Source organism: Vibrio sp. CAU 1672, from assembly GCF_029223195.1.
Classification (GTDB): domain Bacteria; phylum Pseudomonadota; class Gammaproteobacteria; order Enterobacterales; family Vibrionaceae; genus Vibrio.
Map to the genome: position 1 here is coordinate 16,531 of NZ_JARHUF010000008.1, position 16,408 is coordinate 32,938.

The window sequence follows — 16,408 nt, forward strand, 5'->3', positions numbered from 1 at the left end:
TCTTGTGTAATTATTTAGAGCTTTTGAATGTCACGCGACCCGGGTAGCAAACCTGGCTTGGCAACACGTTCTGGTTAATCACCGCGCCAGCACCAACCACGACATTTTCCGCTAGATTGATATTTTGAATAACCGTGGCACCCGCGCCAATATAAACATTGCCGGCGGTTTGGACCTGGCCACATAACGTCGCCCGTGGTGCGAGATGGTTGAACGGACCAATCACACAATCGTGTTCCACGATCGCGCCGGTGTTAATAATGCTATGACTGCCAATCATAACACCAGCCTGGATGACTGCGTTGGGGAAAACCTGCACGCCTGCTTCCAGTTTTGCATACGGAGAGACCTGTGCGCTCAGCGCAACCACCGTTTCGAATCGATAACCATGCGCGATAAAATACTCGCTGAGCTTTTGTCTCAGGGTTGACTGCGGAAGCGCCCCAATCCCATTGACCAGCAACACCTCTTCAGGTGAAAACTGAAAAACATCATCATCGTCGGTAAAATGAGTCAGCCCGGCAAACGCCGCCCGGGCGCCTAAGTCATCAGGGCAGATAACTGCGCGTATTTCTCGCTGCTGGGCGCGCAACAGATCCACCAGCACACTGGCGTGACCACCACCACCAAGCACCACCAGCGGCTTCAAGTTGGAGTTACTCAACGATAAGGTCTCCAAGCTGATAAACTCGACTTGCGGGCTTATCAAGCAAATCCCAAAAACGGTAGGGTGACATCCCCGTGCCCGGACGCTTGATAGTCAGGTTATCCTCCGTGAACACTTCACCGGCCTGGATTGACCTGGCGGCAACCAGACTCTTACGGGCGACTGCTTTATTTTTAACCTCTGAAACCGTCGGGCTTTTGACCCCGCTCCCCAGCGCGACTTCAACCTGGCGGATCGCGCTGACCATCGCTGCCAGCTCATGCGGCTCCAGTGAGGCTTTATGATCCGGGCCTTCCATGTTTTTATCCAGAGTGAAGTGTTTTTCAATCAGGACCGCGCCACGCGCAACCGCAGCAACGGGAATGGTGATCCCTTCACTATGATCCGAGTACCCCGCCGGCAGTTCGAATGCTCTGGCTAACGTATCCATCGCCTTGAGGTTAATCTCAGCCATCGGGGCCGGATACTCGGTGGTACAATGCAAGATGGTCACTTTTTGCTTAAGGGCTTTTTGCCCGACCTCAGATGCGTAGGCTTCCTGAAACGCCACTTCGCTTGGCAAAGCATTTTCATCCGCAGTGTAACCAAAGGCAATCACCCCAAGTACCGATTCAATTTCAGACAGTGTCGCCATGCCGGTTGATACAATCAAATCACAGCCGGTCCGGGCATGTTCAAGAACCAAAGGTGCATTGGTGATTTCACCGGATGGGATTTTCAGGCGGGTTAAACCGAGATCATGGACTAGAAAGTCCAGGCTTTCCGAATCAAATGCCGTCGACAAAAATTCTATCCCCAGAGACTGGCAGTGCTCGACCAGCTGATGATGCACATCATAGGAGAGCTCCAACCGACTGAGCATCGCTAACTGAGACTCTTGTTTCTGAGTATTGGCGACTTGATATTCAGCCTGCTCAGCCTCAGCGGTGACCAGATTTTTGGCTTTAAAGGTTTGGAATTTAACGATGTCAGCCCCAGCTCTGTGCGCGGCATTAACCAGTTCAAAAGCCAAATGTTCATCACCATTGTGGTTTACGCCAGCTTCAGCAATTATTAACGTCATAGGGTCTCTTTCTATCGTCAATTGGTCTGTATAACGGTCATTATATATCATCGACATTCAAGTCAAAAAAGGCTTTGCAGCGCTCAAAGCGCAGGGATTTGATCATCTCAATAACTTGACCGCTCGTATCCCCCTGACCGTATGGGTTATGAATGGTTTCGTTATCCTGTTGGTAAGTACGGTTAACCGCTGCGCTTATCGCCTGAGCAATATCTCTCCGGTTTGGCTGGCAGTTTAAGACACTTTTTGCCGCCAAACGGCCTTTTTGCCGGGCTCCGATGTTGACTGTCGGCACGTCAAAAGCGGGCACCTCGATAACCCCGCTTGAGGAATTACCGATCACCGCGCTGGCATGCTTAACAGCACTTAAATAACGTACTTGTCCGAGCGAAGGGATCGCCAGTACACGTTGCGGGTTATCCTGTGCATACTGCTCCAGCAACGGAATAATCCGCCGCCCGCCATCATCCGCATTAGGATAGGTCAGGATCACCTGATGATCCGGAAACTCATCCAGCGCTGCCAATAATGCCTGAAAACTGGCTTCCGGCTGCTCTTCACCCAGCGTCACAGGGTGGTAAGTGACGACAAAGAAAGGCTTTTCAAGCTTAAAATCCAAAGATTGAGCCAACTCATCCACACTCATGAAGGTTGCTCGTTTTAAATGATCTAAGCCAATCGCCCCGACATTTTTCACCCGCTCAGGAGCTTCGCCTAACTGGATTACACGCTGGCGATACTGCTCGGTTGAAGTGCCGTGTAAATAGCTAAGCTTGGTAATCGCATGACGAATCGCATCATCATAAGCGCCTTCCGTGATCTCTCCGCCATGTAAATGGAGGATCGGGATACGTAAAATCATAGCGGTCTGCGCTGCAGCTAGCGCTTCAAAACGATCCCCTAAAATCACCAGCACGTCAGGCTGTAAACGAGCTAACGCATCGGCAAAGCCAAGTACGCCCAGCCCCATGCTTTTTGCGGTACCAACGGCCGAATCCGAAGAGAGTAAAATCTCAATTTTCTCGTCGATGACAAAGCCATCGCGCTCAATCTGCTGATAGGTTTCGCCAAACTCTGGAGACAAGTGCATACCGGACACGAGCAACTGCAGCTGCAAATCAGGATCAGTTTGGATGTCTTTTAGCAGCCAGTAGAGCAGTCCATATTCTGCCCTTGTACCGGTGAACACCGCGACTTTTTTAAGGGTCTGCGTCATGATATCTGTTCCTGCTTTAACCATTCAGGTCGATAGGAGTGCTGGGTAGGTTGACCAAATGTGCCTCAATACGCTCAGAACAACTCAGGTCCCCACGCAACGCATGTGCGAACATCGGCAAGCGGTGCATCAGTTGCCAGATTGGCCGGGTCATCACACCAGCATCATTGGTTTTTTTCAACAACTCATCACGAGCAGCCACAGACGGACAGATCACGGCATTTAACCAGTAGTTCGACTGTGCATACTCCGGTTCAACCACAAACTGAAAATCGCTGCCGGCAAACAACGCCTGATAACGAGCCGCCAGCGCTCTTTTTTGTTGCAGATATAGTGGCAGGACTTCCATCTGGGCACAGCCTAATGCAGCGTTGAGATTAGGCATACGGTAATTAAAGCCCGCCTCATCATGATAAAACTCGTAAGGGTGAGGCACTTTAGCCGTAGTGGTCACGTGCTTGGTGCGCTGGCCTAGCTGCTGCGTTTTGCACAGCACCATACCACCACCACCCGTGGTGATGATTTTGTTGCCGTTGAAGCTCACCGCACCAAAATCGCCAATGGTCCCGGTGTGCTGTCCTTTATAGAAGGAACCCAGGCTTTCAGCGGCATCCTCAACCAAAACCAGATGCCATTTGAGGCAAACGGCCACGAGTTCATCGAGGTCAACCGGGTGACCAAAGGTATGCATTGGCACCACCGCTTTAATCCGCTGACCGGTAACTTTATGCACACACCCTTGTTCTGTCACTTGTGCGTGCTCGGCAAGATAGGCCTCGACCGCCTGCGGACACAAACCGAGGCTGACCGGCGAGACATCGACAAACACTGGTTCTGCCCCCATATGGTAAAGCGCATTACATGTCGCAACAAACGTTAGGGCCTGAGTAATAACCAGGTCACCACGCGTGACGCCGGCCATATAAAGTGCCGCGTGCAATGCAGCCGTACCGTTAACGGTGGCTACCGCCTTGGCAGTCCCGGTAAAGGCTTCAATTTTGTGCTCAAAGTCATCGACGAACTTACCCACACTGGAAACGAAGGTGCTGTCAATCGTCTCGTTCACATAGGCTTTTTCATTACCAGTGAACGTCGGTGCGTGTAAAGGAATGAAATCTTGGCTTTGATAGGTATCGCGGACAAACTCCACAATGGTTTCAGGTTTCATCGTATTCCCTTACATCTTGCTATCAAGATATTTACCCGTTTCTTTATGGCCGAAATCAGGAATCATGGTGAAAAACAGCTCAACCAGCTGCGCTTTAGTCCAGGCTCGCTGCGTCTTCATCCCGGTAATCTGTTGTTCAAACAGCTCCAGCAACTTCTGCTCGTACAAAGGATCATTTTTGATGATACCCAGGTTATCAAAGCGCGCCATATCCAGCGTTTCTTTGTCGGTAAAGAACTCTTCAAAGTCTTTTTCCCCGGTGGTATCACTCTCGGTAAACAGGCATGGCCACTTACCCTGTTGAGGCAAAGTTTTTGCCAGCTCACGGGCTTCATCTTCGCTGCTGCATAAATGTGGCTCATAACCCAGTTGGGCCAGGTATTTCACGGCGATGTCGGCAAACGAAATAAGGTGCAGCGCTTCACTCAGTTTCGGGAAGAAAATATCGCGGTTTTCACCAAAAATACACGACATCAGGCACAGTTCACCGGATTCTTGCGGTGTGACGAAATAGCGTTTGATGTCATTCGGTGCCACGATAGGCTGACGCTTTTGAATGCGCTGGTTAAAGCCATGCAGTAGCGAACCATCAGAGAAAGCGACATTGGCGAAGCGTGCGGTTGAAATCGCAATCTGCTCACTCTTACGCATTAAGAACATTTCCATAATGCGCTTTGAGGCACCCATCATATTGACCGGGTTGGCGGCTTTATCGGTGGAAACACAGAAGTACTTCTTCGCTCCGGCATCAATAGACTGCTGAATCGTTTTATCGGTATTAAACACGTTAACATCGATCATGCGCATCAAGGTAAACGGGTCTTTTTCACTGCGGACATGTTTTAAGGCCGACAGGTTTAACACGTAGTCAAACTGACCATCCGCTTTAATAAAAGCGTCGTACTCCAAAGAGCCGATGTCTAAAGCAAAGGTTTGAAAATCCCCGTCAATATAGCCAAAAGAGCTGCGGATATCGCGCACCAGCTCAACCATGTTGTTTTCACTAATATCAACAACATGCAGTTTTTTAGGATTACGTTTAAAGATTTCTTTGGTGACGGCCTGGCCAATAGAGCCCGCCCCGCCCAAAACAAGAAAGCGAGATTCCGAAACGATTCGTGATAACTCCGCTTCATGCGTGGAAATATCTTGGGTAAACAGGGGATCGGTACGACCGATGAGAGAGAGTATGTTGCTCATAACAAAGCCTTAGATAATTTCGGAATTCAGATTAACTGTACAACGCAGCCAGGACGGTAAGTGAACGCTGTTCTTCCTGATTAATTTTAACCGCGTTGCCCTCGACATCAATATGTTTATCAATGTTATCTGCCAGCTCTTCAAACGTTACAAAGCTCAGCAAGTCGATGGCCTGGGCATCTTTAAAAAACAGCTCATTGTGGCTGTTCTTAGCAACGCAGACTTTCCCCTGCCCCCACTTCATTAGTTGGCGAGCGCTACTGGCTCCACCTCTGGATTGAAGAATGAGATGAGTACAAGACATGATCATCGCTGTATAAGCAAGTGGCGGTAAAGAAGTGATGATGGACAGATCGAGTATTTGCTTTTTCACCTTACACAGATACAACAGGTGCAGTTCCAGCAACACTCTTTTCTTCCATTGCTTATACGGCCACATGACAATGAACTTGTATCGAGTGTGTAGCCCCCGATCAATAAACGCATTCAGCAACGCTTTCACATCTCGGAACTTAAACGCACTGGGCTTAGTCCCTAACAGTATCGTTGGTTTTCGGTTAGAAGATTCCGTTGCCACCGATATCGCCAGAGCTTCAGCAGCCTTGGTCGGCAGCGTATCAAAGATCACACTGGCATCGACAGCACAAAAGTCTTGATGACCCAATACGCGAGCAAGCTTATCTTGAAAAGCACTTTTAAGCGCAATAAATCGGCACTGCTGGCTTAATACCCAAACATCATCTTGGGTGAGATTAAAGTGGGGATCGGGAACCAGATTTCCATGTTTTTTCTGGCACGCCAGCCATCTATCCACCTCATCATCAGTGATAAACATGTAGGCCTTATCCTTCATCGTCGGACTAAGCTCAAGTACCTGGCGAACCGGTTTTGAGTTTAGCGCACTTAACGAAAAATAAGTCACACTTAACGCGTTGATAAAAATAGATTTGTCGACTATCTGATACGCCAAATAAGTGACACCGTCCACCGTCTTAGTGAAGGTCTCGTCAGCACCATTGATACCAAAAACCACCACACACAATGACTGAGCATTCACGCCTGCTTTGCAGATAAGCGCATCAAGAAACAAGGGAGAAAAATAGTCGCTGCTGGACACCAAAAACACATGTCTGAATTCATTCTGTTGCATAGCCACTATTCCATTTCATCTAGCACGAGTTTTACCACCTCAATAATCTGAACTTGCTCATCTTCGGTCAGATTAAAAAACATAGGTAGTCGCACTAAACGCTCACTTTCTTTGGTTGTGAAGCGATCTTCACCCGAAAACTCACCAAACTGTCGTCCGGCCGGTGAACTGTGCAATGGGACATAATGAAATACAGACAAAACCTCCCTCTCTTTTAACTGCTTAATAAAATAGCTTCGCTGGTTGATATCTCGCAGTTTTAGATAAAACATATGGGCATTATGTTGGCAGCCTGCAGATAATGATGGTAGTTCAACACCATGAGTACGCGAATACGGCATCAACGCATCATAATATCTCTGCCAGTCTTGTAATCTCTTTTGATTTATTTGTTCGGCATTCTCTAGCTGCGCCCACAAATAAGCGGCTTGTATTTCACTAGGCAGCAAGCTGCTCCCCAGATCAACCCAGGTGTATTTGTCGACCATACCTCGAAAAAACTGGCTGCGATTGGTGCCTTTTTCACGAACGATTTCCGCACGCTCGACAAAGCGTTGATCATTAATAAGTAGTAAACCACCTTCACCACCGGAGGTGTAGTTCTTGGTCTCGTGAAAACTGTAAGCGGCTAAGTGGCCAATGGCTCCCAAAGGACGCCCCTTGTACGAGGACATTACCGCCTGCGCCGCGTCTTCTATTACCCACAGCCCATACTGATCGGCAAGCTGCATGATAATGTCCATTTCACATGCCACACCCGCATAGTGCACAGGAACAATAGCTTTTGTTCTAGCCGTGATGGCAGCTTCTATCTTCGACTCATCAATATTCATTGTGTCCGGACGAACATCAACAAAAATTACCTTTGCACCACGCAAGGCAAATGCATTAGCAGTACTGACAAACGTGTAGCTTGGCATGATAACTTCATCGCCCGGCTGAATATCTATCAGCAACGCCGCCAGCTCAAGCGCATGGGTACAAGAAGGAGTGAGTAAAGACTTGATACAGCCGGTTTGAGCTTCAAACCATTTCTGGCATCTTTGCCCAAACTCACCATCACCACTCAACTTCCCGCTATTAATCGCTTGTCTCATGAACTCAACTTCACTACCAACAACAGGAGGTTTATTAAAAGGGATCATTACGCGATTACCTTACAAAAACATTAATGACTATATTTGCTGACTCTGACTTTTTTGAATCGCTCGTTAATACCTGTATCTGTACTGAAATTGATTTTGGTCGGCACTTTATAAGCATCAAGCTGGTTTCTGCAGTATTTCCTGATTTGTTTTTTCAGTACTTTGAGATCGCTGTCACCTGAAGCTGTTACATTCGCCACCACGGTTTGGCCAGTAATCGCATTAGCCGCAGCATAAACTACACAGTCTTCTACGCCCTCGACTTCCAGCAAAACAGACTCAACCTCACTAGGTAATACTTTTTCGCCTCCGACATTGATTACCTCTTTCGCCCTGCCAATAATTTTCAGATAACCATCCCCAGACTGCTCGACAAGATCACCAGTCTGGAACCAACCATCATCAGAAAAACTGCTCATATCGTGATTCAAATACCCCAATATTTGAGTCTTACTCCGCAACCACAGTTCATTGTTTACAATTTTATACTCTTGGTTAGGATCATCGATTCTGATCTCGAGGCTGCTTGATGAGCGGCTAGAAGTTTGTGCAATGCCCGTTTCACTGGTGCCAAACGTCTGTAATAGTTTGACTCGTGGCATCGCAGATTTTAAGCGATGGAGCAGGCTTTCAGGCATAGCCTCAGTACCATACGTGATCATTCTTAATGATTTGAGGTTATATTGTTGGTGCGTATTAGCAATCAACATCATGTTCAAAAAGGTCGGTGAAGCAGGCAGCAAGTTCACCCGCTCACGCTCAATGAGCATTGCGACATGCTCTGGTTCTCTTTTACTTGGGATCACAATTTTGGCTCCCATTGCCAGAGAATTAAGTAGCGTGTTCAAACCACCAATATGGTCAAACATTAAAAAAACCATTATGGATAACGACTTGGCTCGCTTGTCTACGTAAGTACTTAGCAAGTTATCCAAATTGTGGATCATCGCCTTAGGCTCACCTGTACTTCCGCTACTAAACAGAATAAGGCCAGAATGACCATTCTTGACAATATTGGCGATCAACTCATGCCTGTCAGTAGAGCAAGACTCGGAAAGTTTCACTTCTTGGCTGCTGTTGTTTCTTAAATTAATCACCGCATCAGGAGATACAACCGCCAGACGTTTATCAATTTCTTCCTGATTTTCACTCACAATAGGAACGATGACGCACTTCTTTTTCACCAGTGCAAAAAATAATGCTATCGCATCAAAAGAATAATCACTGATAATACAAACCACCTGACCTGATTTGACGTCATCAAGGTTGGTATAAAAGTGATTAATCTTCTCATTTAATTGCTGATAGCTAAATTGCGATTTTTCAAAACACAAAGCCGTCTCATCAGAAAATTGTGATATTTTATTCAAGTACTCAATCACTTAAAAACCCCTCCCAAGTAAATAACCTGGCCAGTTATAAAGTCACTTTTGGGTGATATAAAGAAGTCAATAACATTAATTACATCCTCTTCTTTCCCCAGTCTCTTTATAGCTTGACTTGAGATAAGTTCATCAATTTTATTTTTAGGTATGGCCTTAATTAAGTCAGTCGGTACTGGGGTTGGCCCTACGGCATTCACGCGAATACCGTAAGGAGACAATTCTTTTGCTGAAATCCGGGTTAAAGACTCCACCGCAGCTTTACTTGCTGCGTATATTGCTTCACCTTCTAAATCCAGCGGTACCGCAACCGTTGAATAGTTAACAATTGAGCCATGTTTCTGCTTCATCATCAACTTAGCAACCTCTCTTGAAAAGAGAAATGTACCAAACACATTGGTAGCCATTACCTTTTCCGCACTACTCAACGGCGTAGTTAAAAAATGGTTCATTGCAGCCATACCTGCATTATTTACCAGTACATCAACCTTGCCCAAAGTCTTGCGGATGCTGCGTACCATAGATACGACAGCCTTTTCATCTGTCACATCTAATTCAAAGTGATGATAGTTCTCATGCTCAATGGAGCCCGACTGTCGGCTACAGCCGACAACCGTATGACCAAGGGCGAGATAATGCTCAGCTAAGGCTTTACCCAACCCTTTGCGGGTTCCTGTAATCACAATATTCAACGGCATAGGACTGTTTTACCCTTCAACTAACTGCGCAATGTATTTGGCTAGTGTTTCAACATTACGGAATGGCGAAGTTACCTGGCTCATGGCTTTTTCGTCAGCCAATGTCACATCAACGTCAAACTCATCACTGATTTTTTCTTCCAGTTCTGTAATTAAAAACACAATACCGACACTGTCTAAAACACCATTGGTTCCAAATAGCTTAGTTTTCGCATTCGCTTCAATTAAAGCAGCATTATCATCGTCTTCGCCCATTTCAATTAGGGTTGACAATACTAAATCAATATATTTATCCACTATTTCAATCTCTATTCATTCGTTCCCAGTGTCACTCCACCATCAACTACCAAATCAGTGCCTGTAATCCACTTAGCTTTTTCTGATAGTAAAAATGTCACTGCATCTGCAATATATTCAGGTTTACCCAACCCTAAAGGGTAAGCTTTATCAAGGCGGGCAAAAAAATCTGCATCATGGTTGCTCTTTGTTAGATCAGTTTGAATCAATCCGGGAGAAACTGTATTCACTCGCACATTCTGCTTTGCTAACTCTCTTGCCAAAGATTTGGTAGCGCCGATCAAGCTTGCCTTGGATGCACCGTAGTTAACCGTACCATTCGCACCAACATTCGCAGCGATGGATGCAATAAATACGATCGAAGCTCCAGCTTGATGGCAAACTCTTTTATCTGAGACCCCTTTTGCCAGTGCCAAGGCACTGAAAAGATTTAGATTAAAAGTCTCCAACATTTTTTCATGCAGATTAAAGCGATTTGGCAATATGCATAAAAGACCTGCCGCATGCACAAAACCCGATAATTTACCGTGCTTTTGAGCTAACATAAGGACCCATCTAGATAAGCAATTAATATCTGAAGACAAATCTTTAGGATAAAAATAAAAAGAGTCAGGATACTCAGAACAAAGCCTTGGAACATCAGATTTTTCTGTTCGGGCAACACCTATAACTCTATGGCCAGCGGAGAGTAAGCTTTGACAAACCGCTAAGCCAATCCCTGAACTCGCACCGGTGACCAAATATAGCTCAGACACACCAGCTCCTTACAGTCCAGCTAAAACTATCAGCTCTGATACTGTACCCACCTGCTTGAGATCCGTATTAGTGATGCTCTTAGAAAACTCCATATCAAAGAAAGAGATCACCCCTAAGTGAGCCATAGAGTCCCATTCTTCTAAGTCGCTCAAGACGGTTTGCTCATCGACCAAATTTTCTAACTGAAGAATTTCTGTTAGTTCTTCTAAAAACTGCTCTTTATTCATACTTAGATACTCACTTTTCTAGGACGAAAACTTCTGAAACATGTGTGTTCTTCAAAGACAATACCGCGCTTGCCCAAGATAAACCAACACCAAAACCTGATAGTACTACATCATCGACGGGCATGTCCTTACCTCCAAGGGTATGACAAATAGTGCACGGAATGGATGCGCTGCTTTGATTACCATATAAACCCACAATATCACTTGGTGCTTTGCTTTTTGACACTTTTAACCGTCTGATAATATTTGAAATAATATACTGATTGGCTTGATGGAAGAATATATAGTCAATGTCATCTGGAGACTTACCACTAAACTCCAATATATCTTTAATCGCTTGAGGCTCTGTTTTGATAGCAAAATTGAAAACTTCTGCACCATTCATGTACAGATCATTATCACTCCGATAATTACCATCATCATCAACAGATTCTTTTTGAGTCTCTTCAGACATTGGTTTTCTAAAAGCACCCGCAGGTTGGACAATGTGCCCACTTCCACTCCCGTCGGTATGCAGACTAAAATAACTGTCGCTTGACCCTGAGACACCTTGAACTAAGGTTGCAGACCCAGCATCTCCAAACAAGGGAGCGGTAGAGCGATCTCTCGGATTAACACATTGACTCAACGTGTCACCAGCCAGTAAAAGAACGTTTTTACAAGCGCCTGCTTCTATCATCATGTGAGCCAACCACAAACCATATACATATCCTGAACATCCCAAAGACACGTCAAATGAGGCAACTGAAGGTTCTAAGCCTAATTTGCCATGTAAAATAGCGGCGTTTGAAGGTTGAAAATGATCTGGTGTTTGCGTTACAAATATCAGCCCGTCGATAGCTCCCTTGTCAATATTCAAATCATTGAATAGCTTCAAAGTAGCAAATAAGCATAAGTCTAAACTGGTCAACCCACCTGTGACTACATGGCGCTTATTTAAACCTATAGCCTTTTTTATACGAGCGATTTGTTTCTCGTTACCGCCATACAACTCAACTTCATCATCGATAGATTTGACCATAGGTGGTACGGCTGTGGTAACACCTGTAATTTTTGCTTTTTTAAAGCTTGAGGTTGTCATTTGTAACCCTTACTTAACCTAGAATTTTTTTTATTTTCTCGTATCGATTATTAAACGATTCGTGTGTTAAAGTTGCATAAGTGATTCCTTCAGCCACTCTGTCCACGATGAAGCCTAAGCCAGCATTAAATCTAATCGCTCGTCTATTATCTGAACGGATTTGCGCTTTTATATAGTTCACGCCTTGGTGCGCAAAAGCCCATTCATACATAGTACAAACAGCCTTAATCGGAGTTAGGCTGTTCAAGCGGCTCTCTTCTGCGGCAAAAACACCACCTTCTGCACACAATCGTCCTTCATCATCAACTTCAAGATTTAAGTTACAACAACCATACTCTCCGTCTTCATCTGATATTATGAAATAGTACTTTTGAGCATCTTTAAGCTTGGAGAACCATTTTATTTGAGCATCTTCAGATATATCATCTTGATAAATCATAAAACCACGAACAAACTCACTGTTTCGCCAGTTACGTAACATTTCTAAGTGTGAGGCATCCAGCGGGGTCAATACCACCCCATGCTTCTTAAGACTCATTACATTAATCACCATTATTAAATATCAATTTATATAGCTTCCTAACAGGCCTTTTAGATACTGAATGTAGTCGTTTTTTAGCCTTGAACTCGCTAAGTTTGGCCGCTTCTGCTGGGAGTAACCGCTAATCACCTCAAGCAGAGAATGGAAGCTATCTTGGCCTTCAGATAAGTGTATGATCAGAAGGCCAACAATACCTGCCGGCATAATTGCCGATAACAGTCAACAAATCATAAGCTTATTGTATACGACTACTGCTGCTCTGAGATGCCGGAATCGCCAAGACTATGCCTATCCGCTAGTCACCTGAGCCCAGTCGCTCTAAACTATACGAACCATCTAAAACGCGCTGCCACCATTTCTGGTTGTTCAGGTACCATTCCACCGTTTTGCGGATACCACTTTCAAAGGTTTCTTGCGGTACCCAACCCAGCTCCTGAGCGATCTTAGTCGCATCAATCGCGTAGCGAACGTCATGCCCCGGGCGATCTTTAACGTAAGTGATCAGTGACTCGTAAGTTTCTACACCAACCGGTTTTTCTGGGCGCAGTTCTTCAAGCAAAGTACAAATGGTTTTCACCACTTCAATATTGGCTTTTTCATTGTGTCCACCGATATTGTAAGTTTCACCAATCTCGCCTTCCGTCACCACTTTGTATAGTGCTCGCGCATGATCTTCGACGTACAACCAATCGCGGATTTGCAGACCGTCTCCGTAAACCGGCAGTGGTTTACCATCCAGGGCATTCAAAATCATTAGTGGGATCAGCTTCTCCGGGAAGTGATACGGGCCATAATTGTTTGAACAGTTGGTAACGATGGTTGGCAAACCATAAGTGCGCTGCCAGGCGCGTACTAAATGGTCGCTGGATGCTTTGGAAGCCGAATAAGGACTGCTCGGCGAATATGGGGTGGTCTCAGTAAACAGATCATCTGTCCCCTCTAGATCTCCATAGACTTCGTCGGTAGAAATATGATGGAAGCGGAAAGCCGCTTTACGCTCGTCTTCAAGCGCAGACCAGTACTGGCGTGCCGCCTCCAGCAGGTGATAAGTGCCCATGACGTTAGTTTCAATGAACGCCGCCGGTCCGTCAATCGAACGATCCACATGTGATTCCGCAGCAAGGTGCATCACCAAGTCTGGTTGGTGTTCAACAAATACGCGGTCTAACTCCGCTCGGTCACAAATATCGACCTGTTCAAAGTAGTAACGGTCGCTGTCTGCCACATCAACCAACGACTCAAGGTTCCCTGCATAAGTCAATTTATCCAGGTTAATGACGGTATCTTGGGTATCACGGATGATATGTCGCACTACAGCAGAGCCAATAAACCCAGCTCCGCCTGTTACTAGTATTTTCATGACGAATATTACCTACTTTAAATTGAGCTCCACCATGGAAGCATATGAATATTTTGTTTAATTGTATTTTATCATCTGGACAAAACATTGCGCTGCAATCAAAACACGCATGTCAGCTCTTTAGTAACAGATGTAAATTTCACTTTTCACAACCGTGGATATAACTCTCATGCAAATGCACAAAGTCGGACTCACTCCAGTTGATTTGCCGATTATGCAACTCTTTGCTAAATGAGCGCAGCAACCTGTCTAGGTTCTGCTGTTGCCACTCACCTGCCGATTGCTGGCGGCACTTATCAAAATCAATGATCCACACCCTTTGTTGATCATCCAGCAAAATATTGTGGATATTAAGATCGGTGTGATTAATGCCAGCATTATGCATTTTGGCAATTTGTTGACCAATTTTTTGATACATTGCTTCCGGTAACGCATTTTCCTGCAAAATACTTACCAAGTCCTGCGCATTGGGGATCCGCTCACTGAGCAAATCCGCCTGATAGCTCAAGCCGGATTTTACCGCCCGCGCTGCTACCGGCCGGGGCACGTTGACCCCCGCTTCTCGCAAATGTAACAGCAAATGAAATTCTTCGGCACTGCGGGTCTGTTCCCAGCCGCTAAACCAGTAATGGTCCTTGACCAGTTTGCCAAATAACCCGCCGCGACGATAATGGCGCAGTGCGGCCTGCATCGACGCCAGTTGTACAAACCAGGTGGTGCCGCGCCCTGTCGCGCTGCCAACCACCTTGCCTTGTTGTTGCCAGTAATCAGGCTCAAACAGTGGCAGCGAAGGATCGCTAATAAACGTGTCATCAAACCAAATGGTGCAATTGCCATCATGATAACGCTGGATCATCCGTTTTGCCTCTTTCGTTCAATACTAGCCAAGGTAGTGTTCGGCCAAAATAGCCAGCCAGGTAAAACCGGCAAACAATAACGAGACCAGTACCGCCGCCGAACCAATATCTTTCGCCCGGCCACTGAGCTCATGCCGCTCTAACCCCACCCGGTCAACCACAGCTTCAATCGCAGAATTAAGCAGTTCCACAATAAACACGAGTACCACCACTCCCAACATAACGATACGTTCCACCATGGTGATATCAAACAGCCACACCAGAACAGCAGCCAGGATCAACAAACACAATTCCTGACGAATGGCCGCTTCATGTCTAAACGCTGCTTTGAGGCCCTGTATTGAGTAACCCGTAGCGTTGAAAATGCGCTTTAAACCGGTTGTACCCGGCTTACCACACTCCGAAGGTTGGTCGTGTTTTCCTTGTGTCATAGAATTTACTTTCGTTGGTCTCACTGTTAAAGGCGCCCATTTTACATTTATTGGGGATGTCTGCATAATTTAACCGCCTCAAATTCTTACACCTGATGAAAACTATGTTCACTTCTGCTCCTGCTTCAATCTGTATACTGCGCCTGTCTGCGATTGGCGATGTGTGCAATACCATTGCCACTGTTCAAGCCATCCAGCAACACTGGCCAGAGACTCATATCACTTGGATCACCGGAAAACTGGAAGCGCAGCTTCTGGCCGCAGTAGATGGTATCGAAGTGATCGTATTTGATAAGAGCGCCGGCTTTGAGGGTTATAAAGCGTTGTGGTCACAGCTTAAGGGGCGAAGGTTTGATGCCCTGCTGCACATGCAGTATGCCATCCGGGCGAGCGTGGCAACGCTGGGGATTAACGCCAGATACAAACTGGGCTTCTCTGCCGACCGAAGCCAGGACTTCCAGACCTGGTTTACCAATGTCAAAGTCCCGTCGCCAACGTCACTGCATGTCGCCGATGGGCTGATGGCATTTGCCCGGCAAATCGGAGTACCGGAAACCGAGCTAAACTGGTCTCTCTCCTACTCCGAGGCCGATAGAACGTGGGCCAAGGCCAATACCAGCACTGACCAGCCGAATTTATTGCTGGTTCCCGGTGCCAGCAAAGCCTACAAAAACTGGCATGCCAGAGGCTATGTGGATGTGATTAACCATGCCCGGGCCAAAGGCTGGAACGTCATCCTTGCCGGCAGCCCCGCCCAGGTCGAAGTCGATCTCGCCCAGGATATCCAAGCGTTACTGTCAGAACCTTGCCTGAATCTGGTCGGGCAGAGTAGCATTTTACAAATGCTGGCGTTGATCGATAACGTCGACATGGTGATCGCACCCGATACTGGCCCTGCACATATGGCCAGCGCGATGAACACGCCGATCATTGGCCTGTATGCCCACCACAATCCGGAGCGTGTCGGGCCTTACCGTTACCTACAATATGCGGTCTCTGTTTATGCGGAAGCCATCCTGGCGGAAACCGGAAAAACCAGCCAGGAACTAAGCTGGCGCACCCGGGCGAAAGATAAAACCGCCATGAGCCGCATTACCAGTGAGCGTGTGATCACAATGTTTGATCATGTTGTGGAAGATTTGTACCCGCAATACCAGTAAACTCAGAGA

18 protein-coding genes are annotated in these 16,408 nt (G+C 46.4%); 1 reads left to right on the top strand and 17 read right to left on the bottom strand.

Features of this window, described 5'->3' with window-relative positions; genetic code table 11:
* Positions 1-10 precede the first annotated feature (10 nt).
* The 17 genes from P2G85_RS09395 to P2G85_RS09475 form a co-directional block, all read right to left on the bottom strand.
* A complete protein-coding gene (locus P2G85_RS09395; RefSeq protein WP_275863844.1) occupies positions 11-664 on the bottom strand; it encodes an acetyltransferase in 654 nt (217 codons plus the stop codon).
* Positions 657-1,730 (bottom strand): N-acetylneuraminate synthase, encoded by a 1,074-nt coding sequence (neuB, locus tag P2G85_RS09400; RefSeq protein ID WP_275863845.1) that lies wholly within the window; start codon positions 1,728-1,730, stop codon positions 657-659. Before neuB ends, P2G85_RS09395 begins: the two co-directional genes overlap by 8 nt.
* 40 nt (positions 1,731-1,770) lie before the next feature.
* Positions 1,771-2,946, bottom strand: a complete 1,176-nt coding sequence (neuC, locus tag P2G85_RS09405; RefSeq protein ID WP_275863846.1) for a UDP-N-acetylglucosamine 2-epimerase — start codon at positions 2,944-2,946, stop codon at positions 1,771-1,773.
* A gap of 16 nt (positions 2,947-2,962) precedes the next feature.
* Positions 2,963-4,114 carry a LegC family aminotransferase gene (locus tag P2G85_RS09410; protein WP_275863847.1) on the bottom strand — a complete coding sequence of 384 codons (1,152 nt, stop codon included), beginning with the start codon at positions 4,112-4,114 and terminating at the stop codon, positions 2,963-2,965.
* Between the two features lie 9 nt (positions 4,115-4,123).
* Positions 4,124-5,314: a UDP-N-acetylglucosamine 4,6-dehydratase gene (locus P2G85_RS09415; RefSeq protein ID WP_275863848.1), complete on the bottom strand. Its 1,191-nt coding sequence runs from the start codon at positions 5,312-5,314 to the stop codon at positions 4,124-4,126.
* A gap of 31 nt (positions 5,315-5,345) precedes the next feature.
* Entirely contained in the window at positions 5,346-6,464 is a 1,119-nt protein-coding gene (locus P2G85_RS09420; protein WP_275863849.1) for a hypothetical protein, read from the bottom strand.
* Positions 6,465-6,469: 5 nt separating this feature from the next.
* The gene (gene rffA / locus P2G85_RS09425) at positions 6,470-7,609 is read right to left on the bottom strand and encodes a dTDP-4-amino-4,6-dideoxygalactose transaminase (protein ID WP_275863850.1); all 1,140 of its coding nucleotides are present in this window, start codon (positions 7,607-7,609) and stop codon (positions 6,470-6,472) included.
* A 23-nt stretch (positions 7,610-7,632) separates the two neighbouring features.
* Positions 7,633-8,991 carry a fatty acid--CoA ligase family protein gene (locus P2G85_RS09430; RefSeq protein ID WP_275863851.1) on the bottom strand — a complete coding sequence of 453 codons (1,359 nt, stop codon included), beginning with the start codon at positions 8,989-8,991 and terminating at the stop codon, positions 7,633-7,635.
* Positions 8,988-9,689 carry an SDR family oxidoreductase gene (locus tag P2G85_RS09435; protein ID WP_275863852.1) on the bottom strand — a complete coding sequence of 234 codons (702 nt, stop codon included), beginning with the start codon at positions 9,687-9,689 and terminating at the stop codon, positions 8,988-8,990. The genes P2G85_RS09430 and P2G85_RS09435 overlap by 4 nt, the downstream gene beginning before the upstream one ends.
* A 9-nt stretch (positions 9,690-9,698) precedes the next feature.
* Positions 9,699-9,986: a hypothetical protein gene (locus tag P2G85_RS09440; protein ID WP_275863853.1), complete on the bottom strand. Its 288-nt coding sequence runs from the start codon at positions 9,984-9,986 to the stop codon at positions 9,699-9,701.
* An 11-nt stretch (positions 9,987-9,997) separates the two neighbouring features.
* Positions 9,998-10,741 carry an SDR family oxidoreductase gene (locus P2G85_RS09445; RefSeq protein ID WP_275863854.1) on the bottom strand — a complete coding sequence of 248 codons (744 nt, stop codon included), beginning with the start codon at positions 10,739-10,741 and terminating at the stop codon, positions 9,998-10,000.
* Positions 10,742-10,750: 9 nt separating this feature from the next.
* Positions 10,751-10,969 (bottom strand): acyl carrier protein, encoded by a 219-nt coding sequence (locus tag P2G85_RS09450; RefSeq protein ID WP_275863855.1) that lies wholly within the window; start codon positions 10,967-10,969, stop codon positions 10,751-10,753.
* Positions 10,970-10,979: 10 nt separating this feature from the next.
* On the bottom strand, positions 10,980-12,050 hold the full coding sequence (locus P2G85_RS09455) for a 3-oxoacyl-[acyl-carrier-protein] synthase III C-terminal domain-containing protein (RefSeq protein ID WP_275863856.1): 1,071 nt from the start codon (positions 12,048-12,050) through the stop codon (positions 10,980-10,982).
* 13 nt (positions 12,051-12,063) lie between these two features.
* Positions 12,064-12,588, bottom strand: a complete 525-nt coding sequence (locus P2G85_RS09460; protein WP_275863857.1) for a GNAT family protein — start codon at positions 12,586-12,588, stop codon at positions 12,064-12,066.
* Positions 12,589-12,886: 298 nt separating this feature from the next.
* Positions 12,887-13,951 carry a dTDP-glucose 4,6-dehydratase gene (gene rfbB, locus P2G85_RS09465; protein ID WP_275863858.1) on the bottom strand — a complete coding sequence of 355 codons (1,065 nt, stop codon included), beginning with the start codon at positions 13,949-13,951 and terminating at the stop codon, positions 12,887-12,889.
* A gap of 139 nt (positions 13,952-14,090) precedes the next feature.
* Positions 14,091-14,807: a 3-deoxy-D-manno-octulosonic acid kinase gene (locus P2G85_RS09470; RefSeq protein WP_275863859.1), complete on the bottom strand. Its 717-nt coding sequence runs from the start codon at positions 14,805-14,807 to the stop codon at positions 14,091-14,093.
* Positions 14,808-14,831: 24 nt separating this feature from the next.
* Complete coding sequence (locus P2G85_RS09475) at positions 14,832-15,239, bottom strand: diacylglycerol kinase (protein ID WP_275863860.1); 408 nt, start codon at positions 15,237-15,239, stop codon at positions 14,832-14,834.
* Positions 15,240-15,343: 104 nt separating this feature from the next.
* Here P2G85_RS09475 and P2G85_RS09480 point away from each other — a divergent pair, with 104 nt between their 5' ends.
* The gene (locus tag P2G85_RS09480; protein ID WP_275863861.1) at positions 15,344-16,399 is read left to right on the top strand and encodes a glycosyltransferase family 9 protein; all 1,056 of its coding nucleotides are present in this window, start codon (positions 15,344-15,346) and stop codon (positions 16,397-16,399) included.
* Positions 16,400-16,408 lie beyond the last annotated feature (9 nt).